Consider the following 22,942-nt stretch of genomic DNA (forward strand, 5'->3'; position numbering starts at 1 on the left):
GTTTAAAATGCTTATCCCGTAAAAGCCCGATTGATGTGGAATAAAGCCCCTACTTATTAAAGTTTCACTTTATTTCTTTTCTACTGCATGTCCGCCAAATTCATTACGCAGAGCTGCTACAACTTTTCCTGTAAATGTATCATTGTCTAATGAGCGGTAGCGCATTAATAGAGACATTGCGATAACAGGAGTTGCTGTTTGAAGGTCTAATGCTGTTTCTACTGTCCATTTTCCTTCACCAGAAGAATGCATAACACCCTTAATTTCATCCAGTTTTGCATCTTTAGAAAATGCATTTTCTGTTAATTCCATTAACCAAGAACGAATGACTGAACCGTTGTTCCATACTCTTGATACTTTTTCATAATCGTAGTCAAATTCACTTTTCTCTAGAATCTCAAATCCTTCACCAATAGCAGCCATCATACCGTATTCAATTCCGTTATGAACCATTTTTAAGAAGTGACCACTACCAGCTTTTCCAGCATATAAGAATCCATTTTCTACAGCAGTATCGCGGAAGATAGGTTCAACGATGTCCCAAGCTTCTTGATCTCCTCCGATCATGTAACAAGCACCATTACGAGCGCCTTCCATTCCGCCAGAAGTTCCTGCATCCATAAAGTGAATGCCATCTTTCTTTAATTGCTCATATCGGCGGATAGACTCTTTATAATGTGAATTACCAGCTTCAATTAGAATATCTCCTTTTGATAAAAGTGGTGTAACCTCATCAATAACAGAATCAACAACAGCGTGTGGTACCATTACCCAAAGAATTCTTGGTGATTGTAATGACTGAACAAGTTCACTTAAACTAGATGTACCCGTTGCCCCGTACTCTTTCATTTCTTCTACTGCGCTCGTATTTAAATCAAATGCTACTACTTCATGTTTATGATCCATTAAATTTTTCCCTAAATTTAATCCCATTTTACCTAACCCAATTAATCCTACTTGCATAATATAATTCCTCCTCAAATCATCTTTTATTAAAAATTCATATCACTACAATCTGGAATACCTTTCAGCACTGAAATGTTAGTATGTACAGAAAGGTATTCACAGTCATAGCTTAAGAATTCAACACATTTTTTGTAATTTGAACAACATTTTCTGTCGTAAATCCAAATAGATTCATGACTTCAGTTCCAGTTCCTGAAGCTCCAAATGTTTCAATTGATAGTACTTTTCCTTCTTGTCCTACATAACGTTCCCACCCGAGAGATACACCCATCTCAAGAGATACTCGTTTCGTTATAGAAGACGGAAGAACGGATTCTTTATATTCGTTCGATTGGCGATCGAATAACTCCCAGCTCGGCATTGCAACGATGCGAACAGAAACTTGTTCTTCTTCTAATTTTGCTTTCGCACTAGCAGCTAAGGATACTTCAGAACCTGTCGCAATTAAAATTACATCCGGATTTTCATTTGTTTGTGTTAATACGTAAGCTCCTTTAGAGAGATTCTCTATGTTCGCTTTCGTTTCATTAAACACCGGTAAATTTTGACGGCTCAGTACTAAAACGACTGGACCATCCGTTTGCTGTAAAGCATACGCCCAAGCACTTGCTGTTTCATTTGCATCTGACGGACGGATAACTGTTAAACCAGGAATTGCTCGAAGCGCTGCCAATTGTTCAATTGGTTCATGCGTTGGACCATCTTCTCCTACAGCAATCGAATCATGTGTAAATACGTAAGTAACAGGTAAATTTTGCAGTGCAGCCAGTCGAATCGATGGACGAAGGTAATCATTAAATACAAAGAATGTACTTACGAAAGGTTTTACTCCTCCGTGGAGAGCCAGTCCATTCGCTGCCGCGCCCATTGCATGTTCACGTACACCGAAGTATATATTTCGTCCAGCATATGATTCTACTGCATATACTGCTTCACCTTTTATATCTGTCATCGTAGAATGAGAAAGATCCGCACTTCCACCGAAAATAGAAGGAATCGATTTCACATAATGATTAATAGCTTCCCCACTTGCAACACGAGTGGAAATCGTTTTTTCAGTATCAAAAGATAGAATGTCTTTCGCTTCAATTAAAACATCACCTGTAATCGCTTTTTCTAATTCATCTGCTAGTGCAGGATTCGACTCTCTGTATGAGTTGAACTGCTCATTCCAGTCATTTTCTTTTTCAATACCTTTTTGTTTCAGTTCATTAAAATGAGCTGTTACTTCTTCAGGCACAAAGAAGTCTTCCTCATAATGCCAACCATACACTTGTTTTGTCGCTGTCGCTTCTTCTACTCCAAGCGGATTACCATGTGCTTTGTTCGTTCCAGCAACTTTTGGACTTCCATAACCTATAATGGTTCTAATTTCTATAAGAGTAGGTTGATCCGTATTTTCTTTCGCTGATTGAATAGCTTTTGTAATAGCATCGACATCGTTTCCATCTTCAACTCTTACATATTGCCAATGTACAGATTCTGCCCTTTTCTGAATATCTTCAGAGAAAGCAATGCCTAATTCACCATCAAGTGAAATTTCATTTGAATCATACAGTACAATTAACTTGCCAAGTTTCATATGTCCTGCCATTGACATCGCTTCATAAGCGACACCCTCCATTAAGTCACCATCTCCGACTAAAGCGTACGTATTGTGATCTATAATAGAGTGACCATCCTTATTGAACTTCGCTGCTAAATGCGCTTCTGCCATTGCCATTCCGACAGCATTCGCAATCCCTTGTCCTAACGGGCCTGTCGTCGCTTCAACTCCAGGAGTATGACCAAACTCAGGATGTCCTGGTGTTTTACTATTTAACTTTCTGAAGTTTTTCAAGTCATCAATTGAAACGTCATATCCAGCTAAATGAAGTAAGCTATACAGTAGGCTCGATCCGTGTCCCGCTGATAAAACGAATCGATCACGGTTAAACCATTTCGGATGATTAGGATTGTGATTTAAATGATTCGCCCATAATGCATAAGCCATCGGTGCTGCTCCCATCGGAAGACCTGGATGACCTGAATTTGCCGCATTAATAGCATCAATTGATAATGTACGAATTGTATTCACTGCTAATTGATTTATGTTTTGTGTCATAGTAATCGTCCCCCTACATGCTTTCATGAAAGAAAGTACTTATTTTTCCGTCTCTTGATCTAACCACCATTTAAATCCACTTTCTTGCAATAATTCATTAGACGCATCTGGACCATATGAACCAGACTCATATTCATGAAGTGGTAATAAGTTCTCCTCGAATGCTTCAAGAATTGGTTGTACCCATTCCCATGACAATTCAACTTCTCTCCAATGTGCAAAGAATGTAGCGTCTCCACTCACCGCATCATGAATGAGTCTTTCATACGCTTCAGGTACTCCCACATCCGCTTGCTCACAAGTAAAGTTAATACGCATCGGTTCAATTTCTCCATTTTTCAATGGATTTTTACTATTTAACTGTAATGAAACGTTCTCACCTGGACTAATTTCAATTATTAATAAGTTAGGTGCTGCATTTGGATTACTATCTTGATATTGCTGTTTTAACGTATTTTTAAATTCGATTACAATACGAGTAGACTTTTCTTTCATTCGTTTACCTGTTCGTATATAAAATGGAACGCCAGTCCAAAATGGATTATCGATCCACAGGCGAGCAGCAACAAATGTGTCTATGTTAGAAGAAGGATTTACTCCTGGCTCCTCTTTATACGCTACAACTTGTCCGCCTTTTATTTCTCCTGAAACGTATTGACCGCGAACGATATGGTTTTGAACGTCTTCTTTTTTCACTTTACGAAGCGTCTCCATTACCTTTCGCTTTTCCTCTCGAATTTCACATGCATTAACCTTTTCCGGCAGATTCATAGCAGTCATCATTAATATTTGTAACATATGATTTTGAACCATATCTCGAATGGCTCCTGCCTGATCATAATATCCTGCTCTTTCTTCAACCCCAACTGTTTCACTAGCTGTGATTTGTACGTTCGCTATATGTTCTTTATTCCAAATAGACTGGAGAACAGGATTTGCAAATTCTAGTGCTTCAAGATTTTGAATCATCGGTTTACCTAAATAATGATCAATACGGTATATCTCGTCTTCTTCAAACGTGCGACTAAGTTTATCATTCAGCTCACGAGCAGATGCAAGGTCGTGCCCAAACGGTTTCTCAATCATTAGGCGTTTCCATCCATCCGTTTTATCAAGTCCGCTTTCCTTAATATTTAAAGCAATCGTCTCGAAAAATTCAGGAGCAACGGAAAGATAGAACATTCTATTACCTTTTATATGTAGCTCTTCTTCCCTTTCACGAACGACTTGTAATAATCTCTCATAGTCTTCCGGCTTACTCACATCTAATGGACAATAGCGAAAGTTATCTAAAAAAACTTCGAGTTCTGGAGTACCTTCTTCTCTATGACGGGAAAACGTCTCTATTGATTCTTTTATTCTTTCTTGAAAATCCACATGAGATACTTGACGTCTCCCAAGCCCGATAACGGATATTTGCTTTGGAAGCTTTTGATCTCTATATAAGTTATATAGTGCGGGGTAAATTTTGCGTTTCGCTAAGTCCCCTGTCGCTCCAAATAAAACAAAGGTCATTGATTCCAATTTCAGTCCCCCTCTTGTTGTATAATCCTTGTCAATATTTTAAAAATGAATTGTACAGAAGCCCCTGTTTTTATAAAAAAAACAAAGAGTTATCAAATTCCAATTCCTTTTATACCTTTCGCTTTCTAATTGTCCCCAATATTAATAGTGGCAATTCAAAGCACTTCTACCACAGATTACTTATTTATCGAACTCAACAAACAAATGTATATCCAATTACTTTTAGTAATTAAATAATCTTATGTCTAGTATATTAACCATATAAATTATTATCGTCAATAAAAATGTCTTGCATTACATACTATTTATTTCGTAATGCTTTTCTAAGTGTATTCCTAATTACCATTCATTTTCAAAGATAATGATTGATATAACAAATGTCAGTTTCATCAAAATCTTCAATCATTTTTCCATTAAACTCACGAGCAGACGTTACATGATAACCAAAAGGCTTCTCTATAATAAGACGGTTCAATCCTTTTGTAGCCCACAATCCACTTTCCTTAATATTTAAAGCAATGACATCAAATACTTCTGGTATAACAGATAGGTAAAACATGCGGTTTTCAGGAATGTTTAATTCTGTTTCACGCCTCTTTACAAGACGCAACAAATCTTGATAGTCCTCTATATTCGCTGTATTTAATTGACAATAACGAAATGTGCTAATAAATTCTTCTACTCCTAATTCATCATCAGTAGATCTTCTAGAAAATGTAGCAAGGGATTGTTCTACCTTTGTTTGAAATTCCACATCTGACATTACCCTTCTGCCGATACCGATAATCGAAATAGATTGTGGTATATTTTGATTACTAAATAGCTTATATAAAGCAGGATAAATTTTGCGTTTCGCTAAATCCCCTGTCGCTCCGGATAAAGTGAAACTTTAATCAGTGGGGGTTTTGTTCATCCCCACTGATTATTAGTTGAACCAATCGGGCTTTTACAGGCAGTTGCCCCCACCTAACTTCTATGATATCGCTGAATTTTGAGGTGGGGGTCTTACTGCCTGTTAATGCGGGGTAAAAGAAATGTCATTGAATCCATTTGTTCTCTCCCTTTTAAAACAATTGCTAGAATAGAATATATAAGTTCATTCGCTACTTAGCACAATACTGTCTCTAAAACCTCATACTTTACCAATGTTTCTTCAATACAATTTTCCCAAGAGCACGTTCTGACTCACTTATGTGGTGTGCTTTTTTTACACCTTCTACATGTAAAGGCAACACATGCGTGACAACAGGTTTAATCTTCCCGCTCTCAATTAATTCTGTAATAAGAGAAAGTTCATATCCGTTAGGTTCAGTAAATATATGGTCACTCTCAATATTTTTCTCTCTTGATATCTCGGTTTGCGGAATTTTCATACCTTTCGGACCATAAATAGACGCTAACTTTCCATTTGGTGCAAGTACTTTATAACTATTCTTTAGTACATCCCCACCTAACACATCAAATACAATATTGTAATTATGCAAAAGCAAAGAAAAGTCTTTCGTTTTGTAATCGACGACAGTATCAGCGCCTAGATCCTTTACAAATTGCATGTTTTTCGTACTAGTCGTAGTTGCAACATATGCACCGAAGCTTTTTGCTAGTTGAATAGCAAACGTACCAATCCCGCCAGATCCAGCATGAATTAAAACCTTATTACCCTTTTGAACATTAGCGAATTTTACTAAACTTTGCCAACTTGTCAAACCTACTAGAGGGATTGATGCTGCTTCCTCAAAAGATAGATTTCTCGGTTTTTTCGCTACATACTTCTCATCTACAGCCACGTACTCTGCATAAGTACCATTTCGTTCAATATCTGGACGACTATATACTTCATCCCCCACTTTAAATGCGGTAACGTTTTTTCCTATAGCAGCAACTACACCTGCAACATCCCATCCTAAAACGAGCGGGAAGTCATAAGAAATTACGTCTTGAAGTAAACCCTCACGTATTTTCCAATCCACAGGATTTACACCAGCTGCATATACTTCAATCAGTACATCGTTGTCTCCCAATAGCGGTGTCTGCATTTCAATCTCTTGTAGTACACTTTTATCTCCATATTGCATAAGTCCTATTGCTTTCATTCTTTTCACTCCTTTACAAGGCTGGGAAATGCGGTAGCACTTCTTCTCCTAGCTCATCCAATACTTCGTCAGCTGGACGTTGACCATCAAATAGAGCAAGGAATAAATGATTCACACCAATACTTTTATATATATCAAGTAATTCAATTAGTGCCTTACGCCCTGTACGGTAACCTAAACGTATCGGTGTAGGACGTTCATTTGGATCTTCAGATAAATCTAAATGCATCGGTTGGATAAATGGTTTGAATACAGCTGGATGATAATCCTCTACTAGTTCTCTCCATTGTCCAATTGCTCCCGCCTGATGCACCGGACTACGTGGATAATACATCCATCCATCTCCATGTTCAGCAAACCATTCCATATTTTGCTGACTAAAACCTGTAATAAAGGTTGGAACACGTTTAGACGGTTTTGGAACTAAATTCGCACCATGAACTTCTCCTAGTGTCGACTGGATAGACGGGAAGTTTTTATACAAAATTTCTTCCAAGTAAGCAAACGCTTCTCTAAACTTTTCACCTCTTGTTTCATGACTAACACCTAACGCCTTGAAATCAGCACGTCTGTCACCGGATGAAACGCCAAGCATAATTCTTTCTGGAAATAGTTGATCCAATGTAGCAATTTCTTTTGCTACACGCAATGGATGACGAAGTGACAATACAGTTGCCGACGTTCCAAATGCGATTTTCTCTGTTTTGCTTGCTAAATACGTTAAATAAATCATCATATCGTAAATTTGACCTGTTGCAGGATCACCAAAATCAGGGTCTTGCAGCAATACATCGCGAAGCCATACACCTGTAAAACCGTATTGTTCCGCTTTTTGTACTAACTCTACTTGTTTTTCCATCGTTGGAGCATGAAACTGATAATTTTCAATCGGAATGTGAACTCCTAACGTAAGTTGATCTTTCGCAAACATACGATTATATCCAAAATGGTTCGCAAACTTTTCCATGTGTTTCACTCACTTTCCCTCATTCATATCAATCTATACTTTTCATATTTCTTCTCAAAATTCATAAGCAACACTGCAACACCACATTGTTGCCGATTGTAATCGTTATAACTTTCTTTGTGCTACGAGTGTTATTATAAATCGGCCATAACATGAATAACAGTACGTACTTTAAAGTGATGTAGGCACTTTAAAGTACCTATACTAAGTGAGTAGTAATAAACATAATGAATAAATCGTGCTGCAAAAATAACATCTATCCTTTCTTCAAAAAGCTGTACTGTTGCTTTTGCAAATACATTTCATTATTTCACGTACTTTCCCTTTCTTTATATAAAATTGTTACTAACCAAATTCAAAATATTATACTTATTTTTCGTACTTTGCTATGCTATAACCACAAACAGGAGGTATAAACTATGAAAGCACAAATTATCCATTCTTTTGGGGGTTCATCTGTATTTCAATTAGAAGAAGTTTCAAAACCAAAACTTTTACCAGGTCATGTTCTAATCGATGTAAAAGCAACAAGTGTAAATCCAATCGATACAAAAATGCGTAGTGGTGCCGTTTCAGCAGTCGCTCCTGAGTTTCCAGCTATATTACACGGCGATGTAGCTGGTATTGTTATTGAAGTAGGAGAAGGTGTTTCGAAATTTAAATGTGGGGATGAAGTATACGGATGTGCCGGAGGTTTTAAAGAAACTGGAGGTGCACTTGCAGAATTTATGCTTGCTGATGCACGATTAATTGCTCACAAACCTAAAAATTTAACAATGGAAGCAGCAGCTGCTCTACCATTAGTTGCAATTACAGCTTGGGAATCTTTATTTGATCGTGCAAATATTAAACCTGGTCAAAATATTCTCATTCATGGAGCTACTGGTGGCGTAGGACACGTAGCCATTCAACTAGCTAAATGGGCAGGCGCTAAAGTTTTTACAACCGCTTCTCAGCAAAGCAAAATAGACATCGCCCATCGTCTAGGAGCCGACATAGCTATTAATTATAAAGAAGAATCTGTTCAAGAATATGTACAAAAACATACGAACGGAAACGGATTTGAAGTTATATTTGATACAGTAGGCGGCAAGAATCTTGATCATTCTTTTGAAGCTGCTGCGGTCAACGGAACTGTCGTAACAATTGCAGCTCGTTCAACCCATGACCTCTCTCCTTTACACGCAAAAGGACTCTCTCTGCACGTTACTTTTATGGCGTTAAAAATATTACATACAGATAAACGTGACGCTTGCGGGGAAATTTTAACTAAACTAACGCAAATAGTAGAAGAAGGACACCTTCGACCATTGCTAGATTCTAAACTTTTTACGTTTGATGAAGTTGCACAAGCACATGAATATTTGGAGTCAAATAAAGCAATTGGGAAAATAGTGTTGAAAAACGTTTGGTAACTTTCACTAAATAATACAAATAACAGCGGGATTGCTTCGCCTTATCTTTGTCTTAAGAGGCGTGCCACAATCTTAAAAGCTTTCCATCCTTTACAACAAGTAAAAAAAGAACAGCCGAATTTTTCTTATAGTAGAAAATTCGGCTGTTTGCATGTCGCAATTTGCTTTTTATATATTTCCATTAATAGATAAAATACAACTCATTTGCCTTACCATCTTTACCTTCAACAGAATATTATGTTGTTTTTAATTTTTTAAAACACACTACGTACTAATCCCCCGTCTATTCGCAACGCGGAACCATTAATTGCTGAAGAAAGTGGGCTGCTTAAGAACGTGACAAGATTGGCAATTTCTTCTGGTCGAATAAGTCTTTGAATAATAGAGGTTGGTCGATTCTCTTTCATAAATCGCTTCTCAGCTTCTTCTATTGTCAATTGCTCATTAGGATAAAGACTATTTAACATAGTCTCCACTCCTTCCGTTAAAGTCGAACCAGGCATTATAGTATTAACAGTCACATTCGTTCCTGTCGTCAGCTCAGCTAAACTGCGAGAAAGTGAGAGTTGCATCGTTTTAGTCGCACTATAGTGAGCCATTTCTTGAGATGGCATAATAGCTGCTTCGCTAGCAATAAAGATGACTCTTCCTTCTTTTCTTTCAATCATTTTTTTCAAGTACGAGCGAGTAAGTCGAACACCACTCATAATATTGACTTCAAACAATTTAAACCAATCTTCATCAGGGATATCAAAATATTCTACAGGTTCAAAAATTCCTAAGTTGTTAATAAGAATGTCTACTTCAGGGTACTTTTCAATCACATTTTGGCACCCTTGTTCTGTTCCTAAATCAGCTACTACAGGTTGAAGAATAGCATCCGGATACTGCGCTCGAATTTCGTTTATCGTTTGATTAACATTTTCTTCACGGCGTCCATTAATAAGTACAGTAGCTCCTTCCGCTACTAATGAAGTGGCAATTGCTTTTCCAATGCCTGCCGTAGATCCAGTAACCAGTGCTGTTTTCCCTTTTAATTGCATATGCATATAGATCCCTCCAAATTCATGTGCTACATGATTGACTTACGTTGGAATAAATAATTACGTTTATATTGTGGTTCACTTCTCTTATCTTTAACAGAAAATAAGCAGATCCACCCTTTTTTCGAAAGAGTATAAACGAAAATTATGTAGCTATTGCACTCTGTACTGAATTAAAAATCGAAATTATCATCATTTAGATCTACTCAATAATTCTGATTCTAATCATTGTCATGTTAAAAAATCACATCAACAGCAGAGTAAAGCTAAAACCAACCAGTAAATACCATTATGATCTATATTAACTAGAAAGAAAATTACGCACTTTAAAGTTCCATAGGAACAAAAAAGTGCCCTATATACTATAATTTCTAACTTTTTATATTTACTAACGTAGTATCCTTTTCTATCATAAAAAAGAGTGTAAAATTACACATTCTTACATACAGTTATAGGATTATTTTTTATCCTAATTAACTAAAAACCATATAACATAAAGTGAAACTTTAATCAGCCCGACCCCCACCTAACTTCTTTTCTTCCGCTGAATTTTAGGGCGGGGTCTTACTGCCCGGCAAATAGCGGGATAACATTCAAAAAAACCTTGCAGAAAAATTCTACAAGGTTTTTGCCTATACACACAAATTAATCACTATATTAAAATAAAAGGGTTTATAATTCATCGCAATATTATTAAATATAAGCTGCTTTAAAGGCTTGTTGGACAGCTTGTACTTCTAATGAGTCTTTACCATATAAGTTCGTTGCTACACGAATACAAGCTTCTTTTAATTCTTTAAAGTTAGAAGTCATATTTAATTCATCCGTATTTGCATAATAGAAAATATCAAACATTTTATCTTCTCCAATGCCATGTACGTTTACTCCATTATGGTTTCCACCACTAGCAATCAAGTAAGCTACTTTATTAATAATGCTAGAGTTCGTGTGTACACCACCATGATCGTGGTCAGCATCAATAGGTAAGTTATTATAATGTCTATAGTCCTCCGGATATCTAGAAGAGATAGATGATGGGTTTTTCATATCTCTAAAAATACGACCAGATTGTTCTCCCATTGTCCAATTGAACTTTCCGTTATTTGCATACTTTTCAACTGCTACTCCTAAAATATCAGATAACGCTTCATTAATTGCACCAGCTTCTCCTGCGTACTCAAGTCCAGACTCATTTCTTGTAACCGCGTGTGTAAATTCATGTCCTGCCACATCAAATGCTCTAACAATTGGATCTCCATATACCAGCATAGCCCCATTACTAAATGCATTAAACCACTGCTTAGGATTCCCTTTATTCGTACCATTTGTGTTCCAACCATGAACGACAGAAATTACTTTTTGTCCGTTATTATCAAAGCTGTTACGGCCATATTTTTCTTGATAAAAATCATATACTTTCGTTGCTAAATAATGGGCACTAACTGCTTTAGGATCTGTAAAATTTGTAGAATTACTTGTTACTAAATCATCGAGATAACCCCATACATTTCTTCTATAATTATTATAATCTTTATAATTAGCAGTATATGTTTCAATTCCCTTACCACGAGAATAATCTGCAAGCATGTACGTTCCATCACTTCGCTGCGTAATTCCAAACGTACGATTAATACCTAAGTCATCTTTTCCTGTACCTGTTAATTTTGAAGGATCTTGTGATTTATTTACTGTCGCAGATTGGACAATACTACTATCTACTTGTATACCTAATTTTTGAACGAGTTCTTTTAATAGATTACCACCAAAAGCATCAATTAATACTGTACCAGATACATATTCAGGTGTAGATGCACTAAAAGTAATTTGATATGCGTTTGTAGCTTTATTTGTATTTTCATCTACATATACTACTTGTTTAATTTCTGGTTCTTCAATAAATGTAAGATCATTTCCATAGATGTTGAAAAGCTGTTTCTTTGCATCCTCTTCTGATAAAGTAATAGGTTGTTTCAAATCTTCCTGTTGTTGTAGATCTTGGGCACTATCCCCCGAAACGCTCGTAAGTACACCATCATCATTAATATGTGCTGTTAGTTGATATCCGTATACATCACGTCCTTCATACGTTTGTTGAAGACGTACCAATGTAGTACCATCATAAGATTTACGACTTTGCGTAACATTATAATTAACTTTGGATTCCGTATTAACTTGCTTTGATGATAATGCTTGTTCTGTTTTTCCTTTTAGTGCATCCTTTGCTACATTTTCTGCCGAATTTTGAGAAGGTGCTGTTAAATTACCTGTTCGGAACGTATCCTCCTTTGTGTCCACTTTTAAATCTTCTGTTGCCGCATGTACTCCTCCATAAGGCATAATCGCCGATAACACCACTCCTGTAGTTAAACCTACCTTTACGAAATTCTTCATATTTTTACTCCTTTTTAATCTTATTATTAAGTTAAATAAATGTTTTTCAGAATTGGAAACATAGATATTTCAAACTATCTATGTTTATCTACTGTTTATGAATTGTGATTCCTCATAATATAGATAGATTGCGTCGTTACTTTTAGATTCATTTCATTTCTCAAAAATTACTCATTATATAAGCTATCTTTATATTTATTCATATACGTTATTTTTTGTGGTTCTGATAACATATTTATTGCCATCCACACATTCTTTTTCATTTCTAATTTTTGCATTGGTATCTCTTTTAAAACCGGATTACTTATAATTTCTTCCATTTCTTCATCAATTCTTTTCATAAGATTTTCTTCTGGATTATTTTTTAAATAAGTATTTTTCAGTCCCCATTTTGTCATTATAAATTCATTTGTTTTATTCATAGGATTAATAATAGTAGCTTTACTAGTTAATCGTTTTTTTATTTCATCATGATAGATTTTAATTTTATATCCTTCTTTTAGTGGAATAGTATCTTTTACAATCGTTACATTTGTCCCTTCCATTTCCTTCGTATAAATTTTTTCACCTTTCTCATTAAACACCTCTATTGATGCGTATTTTTCATCTGCATAATAGCTATGAGGCGTTTTAGTAGTAACCGTAAAAACAGCCCGCTTTTGCTCTAAGTCTGTATTTAATTCGGCAAACTGATCATCTCCTAATCCTAGGAATTGAATCGTTTCATTTACCAAATTGCTCACTTTCATTTCGTTAACATCAATCGTTAGACTATTATCCTTTTCCTTTACATAGGCATAATACGAACGGAAATGATACATTCTATCCATTTTCTCACCTGAAATTTCAACCGTATAAACCCCATTTGGTACGTCTTGTAAATTGATATCTGCTGTTTCAATTGTTTTTTCTTGAACAACTGTATTCCCTTCTTTTAATTTAATCTTTCTTCCTTTCAATGTATCTATTTCATTTGTATTTAAATGGATATGCAAATTCCCTTTTAACCCAAGTGAAGCAATTTGCTGATTCGTAACTATTTCAAAGTTAGAGTTTATCGGAATATCAGGATCAACTAGAGCTCTCGCCTTAGCTAATTGTGATTCAGGCACTATATACGCTAAAGAAGTAACTGCCGGATAACCTTTCGCCCTATTCATCTCTATTTGTTTATGATTAAGCTTAAAGCCCCATCTTTCAAAAACGGGTGTAAAATCAACTTGTACATTCTCGCTATAATACTGATTCATTAAATCTGGTAAAGAATGGTCACCTTTTTTAAAAGCAGCATTACTAGCTAGTTTTCGATAACCTTGATACATTTTTGCAAAAGCTTCATCGCCAGCTTTTTGTTTCGCCATCGTTAAAAGAATAAGTTTTTGTCGCAAATCTAAATCATCATAATTTTTATTTTCTTTCATTAAAGCATTGTATAAATTCCGTTCTACCTGTTCCTTCTTCCCAAAATTAAATAACCAACCAACTTGATCTGCTTTTTTGCCGTATTTACTATATTGATATTGAACACCAAATAGATTATTAGAAACTTCTCCTGTAAATATTCCTTGATTATCAAAACCAGCTTGGTATCCATGAGCGATTTCATGTAAAGTTCCCCAACTTAGTTTATCTAACCACATCTTTGTACTATCTGTACTATTGGCTGTCCAATTTGCGCCATAATAGGCACCGCCAGCACCAGATATATCTGCTTTTAAGAAATAACGATTTTGACTTTTTTTATTTTCAACCGTTGAGCCATCTAAACCAATAATTGAATCATACATCGCAAAAATATCTTCATAATATGCAATTAACTCATCCAACGATTGAAAATCTTTTAAAGATCTTACTAACTCTTTATCTTTTTTAGGTACAAATAATTGAAAACTCTCCCCTTGAATTAACGCATACTCTCCATCAAATTGATCCCATGTACTAAAAAATTGAGATACACTTCCTTGTTGTTTATAAATCGGAAGAGGTTTAGTAGCACTTTCATTCCCTAGTTGGTACTCAAGTACAGCGTGCTCTTCACCATACGGAGTATCTATGAAAGGAACTAAAGGCGTATCACCTTGAATGGTAATCCATTCATTTCCTACTTGTATGGATTTTTCATTTTTAGAGTCATTAGACAATAAACGTAATGTTAATTTGTCTTTAAAATTAGGATTCGTTTGTCTTACCTTTAATGGTGTATTTCTCTGCAAAATAAATCCTAAATCTTGTCGATCGTGATATTTACCCTTACTTATGCCCGCCTGAAATATCCAAGTAGGCTCTTCTAAACTAGTAATTTCTTTTACATTTGTTCGTTCATCAGCATGTAAGTGTATATTTCCTATGAGGAAAAACATTGTATACATGATGCCTATAACAAGTAGCCTTTTCATTTACATATCTCCTTTTCTATTTTTTATATACAAAATACAATAAAACCCTCCTTCTTTACTTATAACTGTCGTCAGTAAGTTACTTATTAGTGTAATTATTATAGTTACATTAGCTCATGATTATCAATCATTAAATATATGTAATTTTGCATATATGGATATAAAACCGAAATTTTTGAAATACCGTGAAATGATCCAATATTATTTCATACATTATTCAATAAAAAAACACACGAAGCCCCTTAAGTCTTCATGTGTTTTCATACATGTTATTACATTTGTAATTGAATAAATTATCTTATTCTGTAATATTAAATTTTGAAACCAGTTCCGTTAATTCTTCCACCTTTTCTTTCATTTTGTTAGATTGAATTGATATTTGTTCAATTGATACAGCTTGTGATTGAATTGATTTTACTGTTTGAAGAGTCTCTTTTTTTACATCCGTTGCAGTTTCAGAAACTAGCGAAAGAGAAGCATTTACTTCTTCTGTACCAGCAGACATCTCTTCTGTCGCTGCGGATACTTCTTGAATTTGACTTGTAATCTTATCAATATCTCTCATAATAGACAAGAAGGTTTGATTCGCTTTGTGGGCAGCTTCTTTTCCTTCTACTGCCTTCTGTTGGCCTTTTCGCATGACATTAACTGTATCTTGAGTATCTTGTTGAATGGATTTTATTAAATGATTCACTTCCTTTGCAGATTCTTTAGATTGCTCAGCCAAGTCTCGAACTTCTGCGGCAACCACTGCAAATCCTTTCCCATTCTCTCCAGCACGTGCCGCTTCAATAGCGGCATTTAAGGCAAGAAGATTCGTTTGTTCGGCAATATTAGTAATTGCAGCGAGAGCTGTATCAATCTGTTGTGTACGTGTAACAAGTTTATTTATTACTTTTGATGTTTCCTCGACAACATCATGCACACTATTCATTTGAAGAATAGAGTGATTTATCACTTCACTACCGATATTTATTCGTTCTGTAGTCGTTACTGCTACCTCAGCGACTACTGCTGAAGATTCAGCTACAGTTTGCACCCCTGTTGTAATTTCTTCCATTGAGGATGAGCTCTCCTGAATACTAGTTACCTGTCCTTCTATTTTTGTTTTTACTTCTAAAACAGTCTGTACAACCTCATTTGAAATACTAGACGCTCGATTTGTATCTTGTAATACGCCCTCCGTAGTAGAAATAACCTCTTGTGTTGTCATCTTAACATTCGCAATTAATTGTTGAAGGTTATCTAACATACTATTAAAAGACTGAACAATATGCCCTAATTCATTATTTGCTTTATAAGGAGTACGTGTTGTTAAATCTCCAGCTGCTACTTTTTCCATATCATTTTGTAGTAACACAAGTGGTTTTCGGATAGTTAATTTAATAATATATCCAATTAATATAATTATCAAAATTGCTAAAAGCGAAATACTAACAAACATTATCATTGTATTTTGAGCACTATTATTATTTTCCTTCTGTAAAAGCTCTGCATTATTACTATTATATAAAATTAATTCACGAATTGATTTTATTGATTTTTGCATATTAGGTTCAATCTCTTTTAGGTAATATGCATATGCTTCCTCATTATTAGATTTCCCTAATTCTTGCGCTTTCTTCATTTGAGTTCTTAATTTATTAAATGTTTCATAAAACGTGTTATATAATTCTTTTTCTTTAGTAGAAATAACTTTAGCCTCAAACTGCTTTAAAAGATAATCATTTTCCTGACGAATTCCGTCCATTTCTCTTATTAATTCATTCATTCTTTTTTCATCTTTTGATACCATATTTTCCATAAAGTTCATATTAACATGATAAAAATTAGATTCTACAATACCAATCCACTCAATTGGTAGTAAATTATCCTCATACATATTAGAGGAAGTACTTTTCCCTCTTTCTAATCCCCAAAACCCTATTAGGGATAATACTATACATGCAATACTTGATATAGTTATTAATATGTTTAGTTTTGTACCAACCTTACTGTTTCTTAATAATTCCAATTCACTTTCTCCATTCTAATATATAGTTTAAGTAATGTATTTTATACCAAGAATCCAAAAATTACGATGTTTATTTTGTAATATGCAATTTTGCATATCATCCACTACTGATTCAAAATAACCTAACATTGTAATTTTGGTTTTCCAAAAATTCATGATTATGAACACACCCTATTAATTCTTGAACTTCTCATCCAAAATATCCAAAAATATTGTGGCACCAGGGGAACCCATCATTGATGTATAAATTACACTACCATACAAGACTAGCTTAAAAATATTTTTCTTATTGCTCATTTTTCTATTTCCTCTCTATTAGAAGTACTCCTAGCACATCACACTAATAAAAACGATAGTATTAAAAAATAAGGAAAGACATAACACCTATGTCTTTCCTCTAAAATTGTAACACTCAATATACTCTTAGCTCTATTTGATTTGCCAGTTAAATCCTCACATTTCTTTCTTTATAATATCTCCTAACTCCGTCCAACTTGTAATCCGCGGGATATTGAGATGTTGATTGTAAGAAGTAGTTTTTGCATACACATTTATCGGTTTTCCTATTAACGTTTCTAAGACTGCCGGCTTATCATCAAAGAAATAGTTTAATTTTATTTCTTGTATGAAGTGTATTTTTTCTTCATCCTTCATTCCATAGAAAAAGCGATCTTCATGTACCGGAAAACCTTTTTCTATTAACCATTTTTTTGTTTGCTCTCCATGTTCTTTAGGCCGTGCTGTTATATAGTATATTTCATGTCCCTGTTTTTCTAATTCTTGTAATGTCTCTACTGCATATGGAAACGGTGAACAAGAAGTATAATAAATCTCATCCAGCAAACTATTCCACATATGACTGCCTTCCTCCGAAGTCATGCCAAATGCTTCATGAATTTCAATTGTTTTTAAAGAATGAAATACATCCAATCCTACTTTTTTGTTTAATTTCTTATTATATAAATGAAAAGCATGCTGCCTTAAATCAATTAATGTATCATCGATATCAAATCCAAACTTCACTCTTCATCGCTCCTTTCTGCAATCCATTTATCGGAACATATAAGTAGCTTTTATTCTCCTTATATTTTCCGATATTCTGGATAGCCAATAAATCTATAATCTTTTCCAACCTGGGTAAATGATACATCCTTAAATTCAATTGCATCTTGCATTTTAGTAATACCAGTCCCCTCTACAAAGCTAGGCGCCAATCTGCCCCCAATAATTTTTGGTGCGACATATAATATAAGTTTATCCATCAATTTATTTTCAATAAACGAAGCATTTACCTCTCCACCACCTTCAATAAGCAGGGAGGAAACTCCTTTTTGCCCTAAAACATCAAGCATTTCATGTAAGTTTATATGCTTTTCTCCGCTAGTAACAAATACTTTAACTCCTGCATTTTCTAATGCTATCTTTTTTTTCGCTGCATGATTACTTGTTGTAAATATCCAGGTAGGAGCTTCTCCATCTGTAACAACATTAGCTTCCATCGGTATGCGTAATGTCGAGTCCAATATTATTCGAATTGGATTTCGTCCATTTGGAATACGCGTTGTCAATGATGGATTATCCTTTTGAACAGTATTCGCTCCTACTAAAATAGCCGCATTTTCGTTTCGTATTTGGTGTACTTCTTGTCTTGCTTCTGTAGATGTAATCCACTTACTATCCGATGAAGACGTAGCGATTTTACCGTCTAATGTAACTCCTGATTTAATCGTTACAAATGGACGCTTTGTCAAAATATATTTATTAAATACTTCATTCACTTTTTTAGATTCTTCTTCACACACTCCTACAAGTACTTCAATACCTGCATCTTGTAGAATTTTAATTCCACGTCCAGAAACAAGCGGGTTTGGATCAAGTGTAGCAACTACTACCTTCTTAATTCCTGCTTGTACAATTGCTTCAGCACAAGGCCCTGTTCTACCATGATGAGAACAAGGTTCAAGAGTTACATAGATTGTAGCACCACGTACCTGTTCTCCAGCCATACGTATCGCATGTATTTCGGCATGTGGTTCTCCGGCCTTCATATGTGCTCCGACCCCTACAATTCGATTATCATTTACAATTACAGATCCAACCAATGGATTTGGAGTCGTTTGTCCCTTCATAGCCTTGGCATTTTCTAGTGCTAGCTTCATATACAATTCATGCTCAAGCATGTAAGTGTCCCCCTTCAAAATGTCCAGAACGCTGAATCTTCGTTTGCAAATATTTCTCATTAAACTCTGAGATATCACCCCATAACGGTTCACGACTCGTAACATTTAATCCAGCTTTTTGTAACGCTTCTAATTTTTTTGGATTATTTGTAATAAGTTTTACAGGTTTTGAGCGTAGCGCTTTTAATACTTCAATTGTATCATCATAGTTTCGAACATCATCTTCAAAGCCTAGGTTCAGATTAGCTTCTACTGTATCTAACCCATTTTCTTGCAAGAGGTACGTCATTGCTTTACTAAACAAACCAATTCCTCTTCCTTCATGATTCGCTAAGTAAAATAAAGCACCTGAACCATGTTCTGTAATCATTTGTAAAGACTGCTTTAATTGGAATCCACAGTCACAACGTTTACTACCAAAGATATCACCGGTGTGACAAATACTATGCATACGAATTAGGGCATCTTCAGAATTCTCAAAATCACCATATACAAGCACACTAGATTGCTGCATATCAGCTAAATTAATAGAGGAGAGTTTTTTGATAATTCCTTCTACACTATTTGTAACCTCACTACATTGTAACCAAGAATACCATTGGAAAATTTTAGTCTCCCCATATAAATTAATTGGCAATTTGATAGGTCCTACTAAATAAATATCCTTTCCATCTTGATGTATAAATTGAATTTTATCTTCTAACATATGAATTGTATCTGTTGTAACCATTAGGTACCTCCTAGTATTGAGAATCTCTAAAAATTCTCTTCCATTGTTATATTTTTTATTGTTTAACTTACACAACGTAAGTGTTTTTACAGATGCTATTCTTTTTTCTCTCAGCTTATATGCAATATGTATCATTACAACTTTGGCCATTTAAAGAAAAGAGTTTTAGTTACATAAAACAACTTAGTTACTTTATGTAAGTGAGTATACATTCGTAATCAATTTACGTCAAGTAATTAATTATAAAAACATTTGTTACTAATAGTAAGATGTTATATAATTTGTTTTAGGAGGTGAAGGAAAATGAATGATTCTACATTATGCCCTCGCTTTGAAAAAGGAATGAAATTTTTTAGCCAACGATGGACAGCACTAATTATTTACCAACTTTTTTCTGGATCTCAGCGCTTTTGTACGCTTGAATCTTCTCTTCCTGTTAGCGGAAGATTACTTTCAGAAAGATTGAAAGAATTAGAACTAGAAGGAATTGTCGAACGTAAAGTCTTTCCTGAGACACCAGTTCGTATAGAATATTCTTTAACTCAAAAAGGATTTGCTTTAGAAGCTATTATTCGCGGAATAGAAGAATGGTCACAGGAATGGATAGAACTTGAGGAATAACATAAAAGCTTTTTCGTATATAGTTTTAAGTAATCAAATTACAGATACCTATTATTAAAACGCTAGTTTTTCAAGCATTTATGAAAAGCTAGCGTTTTTTAATGAATAAAATAAAATTTAAGAAATGAAACAAGATGATCAAACCGATCACCTTGTTCCTTTAAAGATTAAAATAGTGATTTTAACAACTTTTATTAATACATACTCGATTAACAGAAATAATAAATAGAATTTTTGTAACTAAACAGTTTTATTTTCGCAATACAGTTAGCTTATCCCGCTATTTGCGGACAGTAAGACCACCACTAATTAAATTTCCATTTTATTGCATTTGAATATTACTTATGAAATTTCACACGCTCTTCAAGTGGTTGGAATTCTTTTTCACCTGGTGCAGCTGTTGGATTACCAAATGGCATTTGTGCAATTAGTTTCCAATTAGCAGGAACATTCCATTCTTGTTTTACCTCATCGTCAATTAATGGATTATAATGTTGTAAAGATGCCCCTAATCCCTCTGCTTCTAAACCTGTCCACACGACTAATTGGTGCATACCTGATGCTTGGTGTGACCAAATTGGGAAGTTTTCAGCATATGCAGCAAATTTTTCTTGAAGCGATTTAACGATAGCCTCATCTTCAAAGAATAGTACTGTTCCATAACCAGCTTTAAAAGAATCCATTTTTTGTTGCGTTCCTGAGAAATCTCCATCTCCAACTACTTTTCTTAATGTTTCAGTTGTAATATCCCATAATTTATCATGAGCTTCACCAAATAATACAACTAATCGCGCAGTTTGAGAATTGAAAGCTGATGGAGTATATTTCACAGCAAACTCCACAATTTCTTTAATTTTTTCATCCGATACTTGTACCTCTTTGTTAATTCCATAATAAGTACGTCTTTCTTTCAGTGCAGTATAGAAATCTTTTGTCATAATTCATTTCCTCCTAAGTTTTAATATTCTTCAAAATGATACATTGCGAAGATAATATGAGTTGAAATGAGTTCATTTTTGAACCATTGAACACCATAACACCAATTGCTAGTCATTCTGAATCTAAACCACTGCTTCTTGCTTCAGTTTCCCTAAAAAAACACTTATAGCATCATTGATACAATCTAGTGATCATTCGGTATTATTTTACCCATTCTCTATTCATGTATCCTGCTTGTTTCATATTTACACAAATATGAAAATAACCTTAAATTGCTGGTCAAAAAAGCCAGGTAGCATGAATAACACATTACCTGGCTTTTTACATTTTTAATTTAAATTCAACTAAACATTACCAATGAATAGTAGTAAAAACTATACCTGTCACTTATTTAATAATTAACATCTCATAAGGATGTTGTTCCATAAATCTATTCTCCCAAGGAATCTCTAATGATGTCCAATTTGAACCACCGTCTACTGACTGATACACTCCTTTATTGCTAAACAGATAAAACGTTCCATCACTTGTTGCCTTTAATACTGGTATGATTGTGCCTTTAGGAGTTGGTAAACCTACATTCATTTCTGCCCAAGACTGATTTTTTTCTTTCTTATAAATAAATGATTCACAATTTCCATTATTGTAATCATGCGCTACGTGTGGATTTGAAGATGTCGCGATAATAATATTTTCTGGATCATTTGGGTTAACTGCCATTTGATATGCGTAATGATGCTTTAGCCCGCTACACATATAGTTCCAAGTCTTACCTCCATCATTACTCTCCGCATACTCTTGACCTGGTTCTTTCAAGAATGAATCACCTAACACCCCGTATAAACGATTTGGCGCATCGCCATGTGATGTAAGAATGTGAATATCTTGAGGATAGTTCCCCTCTTTTTCCTCAGTCCATGTCTTACCTCCATCTACACTTTTAATTAATCCGCCTACCTCAATAGTCGTATAAATAGTTTCTGGATTATTAGCATCAATTTCAATATGTTTTACATGGTGTGTATATGTTCTTTGAGGAAAGAACCATGATGAATATGATGGCATTTGTCGATAATCAGTTAGCAGCTCAAAACTGTCTCCTCCATTTTTGGATACGAACATTGCGCTCGGTTCAGTTCCTACATATACAATCCCGTTACCGTCATCCCCCTTCGCTGGAGATACAGAAACTGCTGTAATAGCTCTCATATGAATAGCATTTGCTGGGAACACTTCACCAAAGGAAGGTAACGCACCAATCGCTTCCCATGAACTTCCTCCATCTTTACTTCTCCATAATCCCCTGTCAAAGGTACCACAATACATTCTTTCTGGATCGTATGGATCTGAAGCTAATGCAACCGGATTCGCACCTACAAACTGCGATTGGACGCTCCATGTTGAGTCTTTTTTTTCTGCAATTACAAGTTCTCTATCAAACGCTAATATGAATTTTTCCATTACTAAAATCTCCTCGCTTCATGAATTTTCTACTATGTTATTTAAATTTTGAACATTACAAGTTAAGAGGTGTATTTTGTATGCTATAGCATACAAAG

The 22,942-nt window shown here is 34.9% G+C and carries 16 protein-coding genes and 1 pseudogene; 2 read left to right on the forward strand and 15 right to left on the reverse strand.

The genetic code is table 11. The annotated features are described in order from the left end of the window. Positions 1-69 precede the first annotated feature (69 nt). The 6 genes and pseudogenes from gnd to GD442_RS15930 all read right to left on the reverse strand — a co-directional run bounded on the left by gnd (position 70) and on the right by GD442_RS15930 (position 7,654). On the reverse strand, positions 70-963 hold the full coding sequence (gnd, locus tag GD442_RS15905) for a phosphogluconate dehydrogenase (NAD(+)-dependent, decarboxylating) (protein ID WP_001195925.1): 894 nt from the start codon (positions 961-963) through the stop codon (positions 70-72). A gap of 112 nt (positions 964-1,075) precedes the next feature. Next, on the reverse strand, positions 1,076-3,070 hold the full coding sequence (gene tkt, locus GD442_RS15910) for a transketolase (RefSeq protein ID WP_000193012.1): 1,995 nt from the start codon (positions 3,068-3,070) through the stop codon (positions 1,076-1,078). 39 nt (positions 3,071-3,109) lie between these two features. Further along, positions 3,110-4,594 carry a glucose-6-phosphate dehydrogenase gene (gene zwf, locus GD442_RS15915; RefSeq protein ID WP_000445365.1) on the reverse strand — a complete coding sequence of 495 codons (1,485 nt, stop codon included), beginning with the start codon at positions 4,592-4,594 and terminating at the stop codon, positions 3,110-3,112. A 352-nt stretch (positions 4,595-4,946) separates the two neighbouring features. Next, positions 4,947-5,483: pseudogene (locus GD442_RS15920) on the reverse strand (glucose-6-phosphate dehydrogenase); the annotation flags it as partial. A 250-nt stretch (positions 5,484-5,733) separates the two neighbouring features. Further along, entirely contained in the window at positions 5,734-6,687 is a 954-nt protein-coding gene (locus tag GD442_RS15925) for an NADP-dependent oxidoreductase (RefSeq protein ID WP_000643799.1), read from the reverse strand. A gap of 13 nt (positions 6,688-6,700) precedes the next feature. Beyond that, on the reverse strand, positions 6,701-7,654 hold the full coding sequence (locus GD442_RS15930; RefSeq protein WP_000410336.1) for an LLM class oxidoreductase: 954 nt from the start codon (positions 7,652-7,654) through the stop codon (positions 6,701-6,703). A gap of 419 nt (positions 7,655-8,073) precedes the next feature. On the opposite strand from GD442_RS15930, the gene GD442_RS15935 reads away from it, so the two are divergent. Then, a complete protein-coding gene (locus GD442_RS15935) occupies positions 8,074-9,069 on the forward strand; it encodes a zinc-dependent alcohol dehydrogenase family protein (RefSeq protein WP_000647269.1) in 996 nt (331 codons plus the stop codon). 254 nt (positions 9,070-9,323) lie between these two features. Here GD442_RS15935 and GD442_RS15940 read toward each other — a convergent pair whose 3' ends face one another. The 7 genes from GD442_RS15940 to GD442_RS15970 all read right to left on the reverse strand — a co-directional run bounded on the left by GD442_RS15940 (position 9,324) and on the right by GD442_RS15970 (position 19,823). After that, a complete protein-coding gene (locus GD442_RS15940) occupies positions 9,324-10,118 on the reverse strand; it encodes an SDR family NAD(P)-dependent oxidoreductase (protein ID WP_000551092.1) in 795 nt (264 codons plus the stop codon). A 687-nt stretch (positions 10,119-10,805) separates the two neighbouring features. After that, positions 10,806-12,503, reverse strand: a complete 1,698-nt coding sequence (locus GD442_RS15945; RefSeq protein WP_000788189.1) for a M4 family metallopeptidase — start codon at positions 12,501-12,503, stop codon at positions 10,806-10,808. A gap of 167 nt (positions 12,504-12,670) precedes the next feature. Then, the gene (locus GD442_RS15950) at positions 12,671-14,899 is read right to left on the reverse strand and encodes a putative mucin/carbohydrate-binding domain-containing protein (RefSeq protein ID WP_000826225.1); all 2,229 of its coding nucleotides are present in this window, start codon (positions 14,897-14,899) and stop codon (positions 12,671-12,673) included. A gap of 298 nt (positions 14,900-15,197) precedes the next feature. Continuing rightward, the gene (locus tag GD442_RS15955) at positions 15,198-16,913 is read right to left on the reverse strand and encodes a methyl-accepting chemotaxis protein (protein WP_000422017.1); all 1,716 of its coding nucleotides are present in this window, start codon (positions 16,911-16,913) and stop codon (positions 15,198-15,200) included. Between the two features lie 453 nt (positions 16,914-17,366). Continuing rightward, positions 17,367-17,936, reverse strand: coding sequence for a 5' nucleotidase, NT5C type (locus tag GD442_RS15960; protein WP_000668224.1), 570 nt, complete (start codon positions 17,934-17,936; stop codon positions 17,367-17,369). Between the two features lie 59 nt (positions 17,937-17,995). Beyond that, positions 17,996-19,093 (reverse strand): bifunctional diaminohydroxyphosphoribosylaminopyrimidine deaminase/5-amino-6-(5-phosphoribosylamino)uracil reductase RibD, encoded by a 1,098-nt coding sequence (ribD, locus tag GD442_RS15965; protein ID WP_000889439.1) that lies wholly within the window; start codon positions 19,091-19,093, stop codon positions 17,996-17,998. Beyond that, a complete protein-coding gene (locus GD442_RS15970) occupies positions 19,086-19,823 on the reverse strand; it encodes a GTP cyclohydrolase II (RefSeq protein WP_000258858.1) in 738 nt (245 codons plus the stop codon). The genes ribD and GD442_RS15970 overlap by 8 nt, the downstream gene beginning before the upstream one ends. Before the next feature lie 303 nt (positions 19,824-20,126). Here GD442_RS15970 and GD442_RS15975 point away from each other — a divergent pair, with 303 nt between their 5' ends. Further along, complete coding sequence (locus GD442_RS15975) at positions 20,127-20,444, forward strand: winged helix-turn-helix transcriptional regulator (RefSeq protein ID WP_001000104.1); 318 nt, start codon at positions 20,127-20,129, stop codon at positions 20,442-20,444. A gap of 338 nt (positions 20,445-20,782) precedes the next feature. On the opposite strand, the gene GD442_RS15980 is transcribed toward GD442_RS15975, so the two are convergent. Together GD442_RS15980 and GD442_RS15985 are read right to left on the reverse strand one after the other, a co-directional pair. Then, the gene (locus GD442_RS15980) at positions 20,783-21,382 is read right to left on the reverse strand and encodes a nitroreductase family protein (protein ID WP_000158938.1); all 600 of its coding nucleotides are present in this window, start codon (positions 21,380-21,382) and stop codon (positions 20,783-20,785) included. Between the two features lie 388 nt (positions 21,383-21,770). Beyond that, on the reverse strand, positions 21,771-22,844 hold the full coding sequence (locus GD442_RS15985) for a WD40/YVTN/BNR-like repeat-containing protein (protein WP_159365129.1): 1,074 nt from the start codon (positions 22,842-22,844) through the stop codon (positions 21,771-21,773). Positions 22,845-22,942: the final 98 nt, after the last annotated feature.

This window comes from Bacillus sp. A260, from assembly GCF_009861435.1.
In the GTDB taxonomy this organism is placed as follows: Bacteria; Bacillota; Bacilli; order Bacillales; family Bacillaceae_G; genus Bacillus_A; species Bacillus_A cereus.

Bases quoted from the DNA above. Each gene is read 5' to 3' on its own strand.
- gnd (WP_001195925.1), bottom strand. From the start codon at position 963: ATGCAAGTAGGATTAATTGGGTTAGGTAAAATGGGATTAAATTTAGGG.
- tkt (WP_000193012.1), bottom strand. From the start codon at position 3,070: ATGACACAAAACATAAATCAATTAGCAGTGAATACAATTCGTACATTA.
- GD442_RS15925 (WP_000643799.1), bottom strand. From the start codon at position 6,687: ATGAAAGCAATAGGACTTATGCAATATGGAGATAAAAGTGTACTACAA.
- GD442_RS15930 (WP_000410336.1), bottom strand. From the start codon at position 7,654: ATGGAAAAGTTTGCGAACCATTTTGGATATAATCGTATGTTTGCGAAA.
- GD442_RS15935 (WP_000647269.1), top strand. From the start codon at position 8,074: ATGAAAGCACAAATTATCCATTCTTTTGGGGGTTCATCTGTATTTCAA.
- GD442_RS15940 (WP_000551092.1), bottom strand. From the start codon at position 10,118: ATGCATATGCAATTAAAAGGGAAAACAGCACTGGTTACTGGATCTACG.
- GD442_RS15945 (WP_000788189.1), bottom strand. From the start codon at position 12,503: ATGAAGAATTTCGTAAAGGTAGGTTTAACTACAGGAGTGGTGTTATCG.
- GD442_RS15950 (WP_000826225.1), bottom strand. From the start codon at position 14,899: ATGAAAAGGCTACTTGTTATAGGCATCATGTATACAATGTTTTTCCTC.
- ribD (WP_000889439.1), bottom strand. From the start codon at position 19,093: ATGCTTGAGCATGAATTGTATATGAAGCTAGCACTAGAAAATGCCAAG.
- GD442_RS15970 (WP_000258858.1), bottom strand. From the start codon at position 19,823: ATGGTTACAACAGATACAATTCATATGTTAGAAGATAAAATTCAATTT.
- GD442_RS15975 (WP_001000104.1), top strand. From the start codon at position 20,127: ATGAATGATTCTACATTATGCCCTCGCTTTGAAAAAGGAATGAAATTT.
- GD442_RS15980 (WP_000158938.1), bottom strand. From the start codon at position 21,382: ATGACAAAAGATTTCTATACTGCACTGAAAGAAAGACGTACTTATTAT.
- GD442_RS15985 (WP_159365129.1), bottom strand. From the start codon at position 22,844: ATGGAAAAATTCATATTAGCGTTTGATAGAGAACTTGTAATTGCAGAA.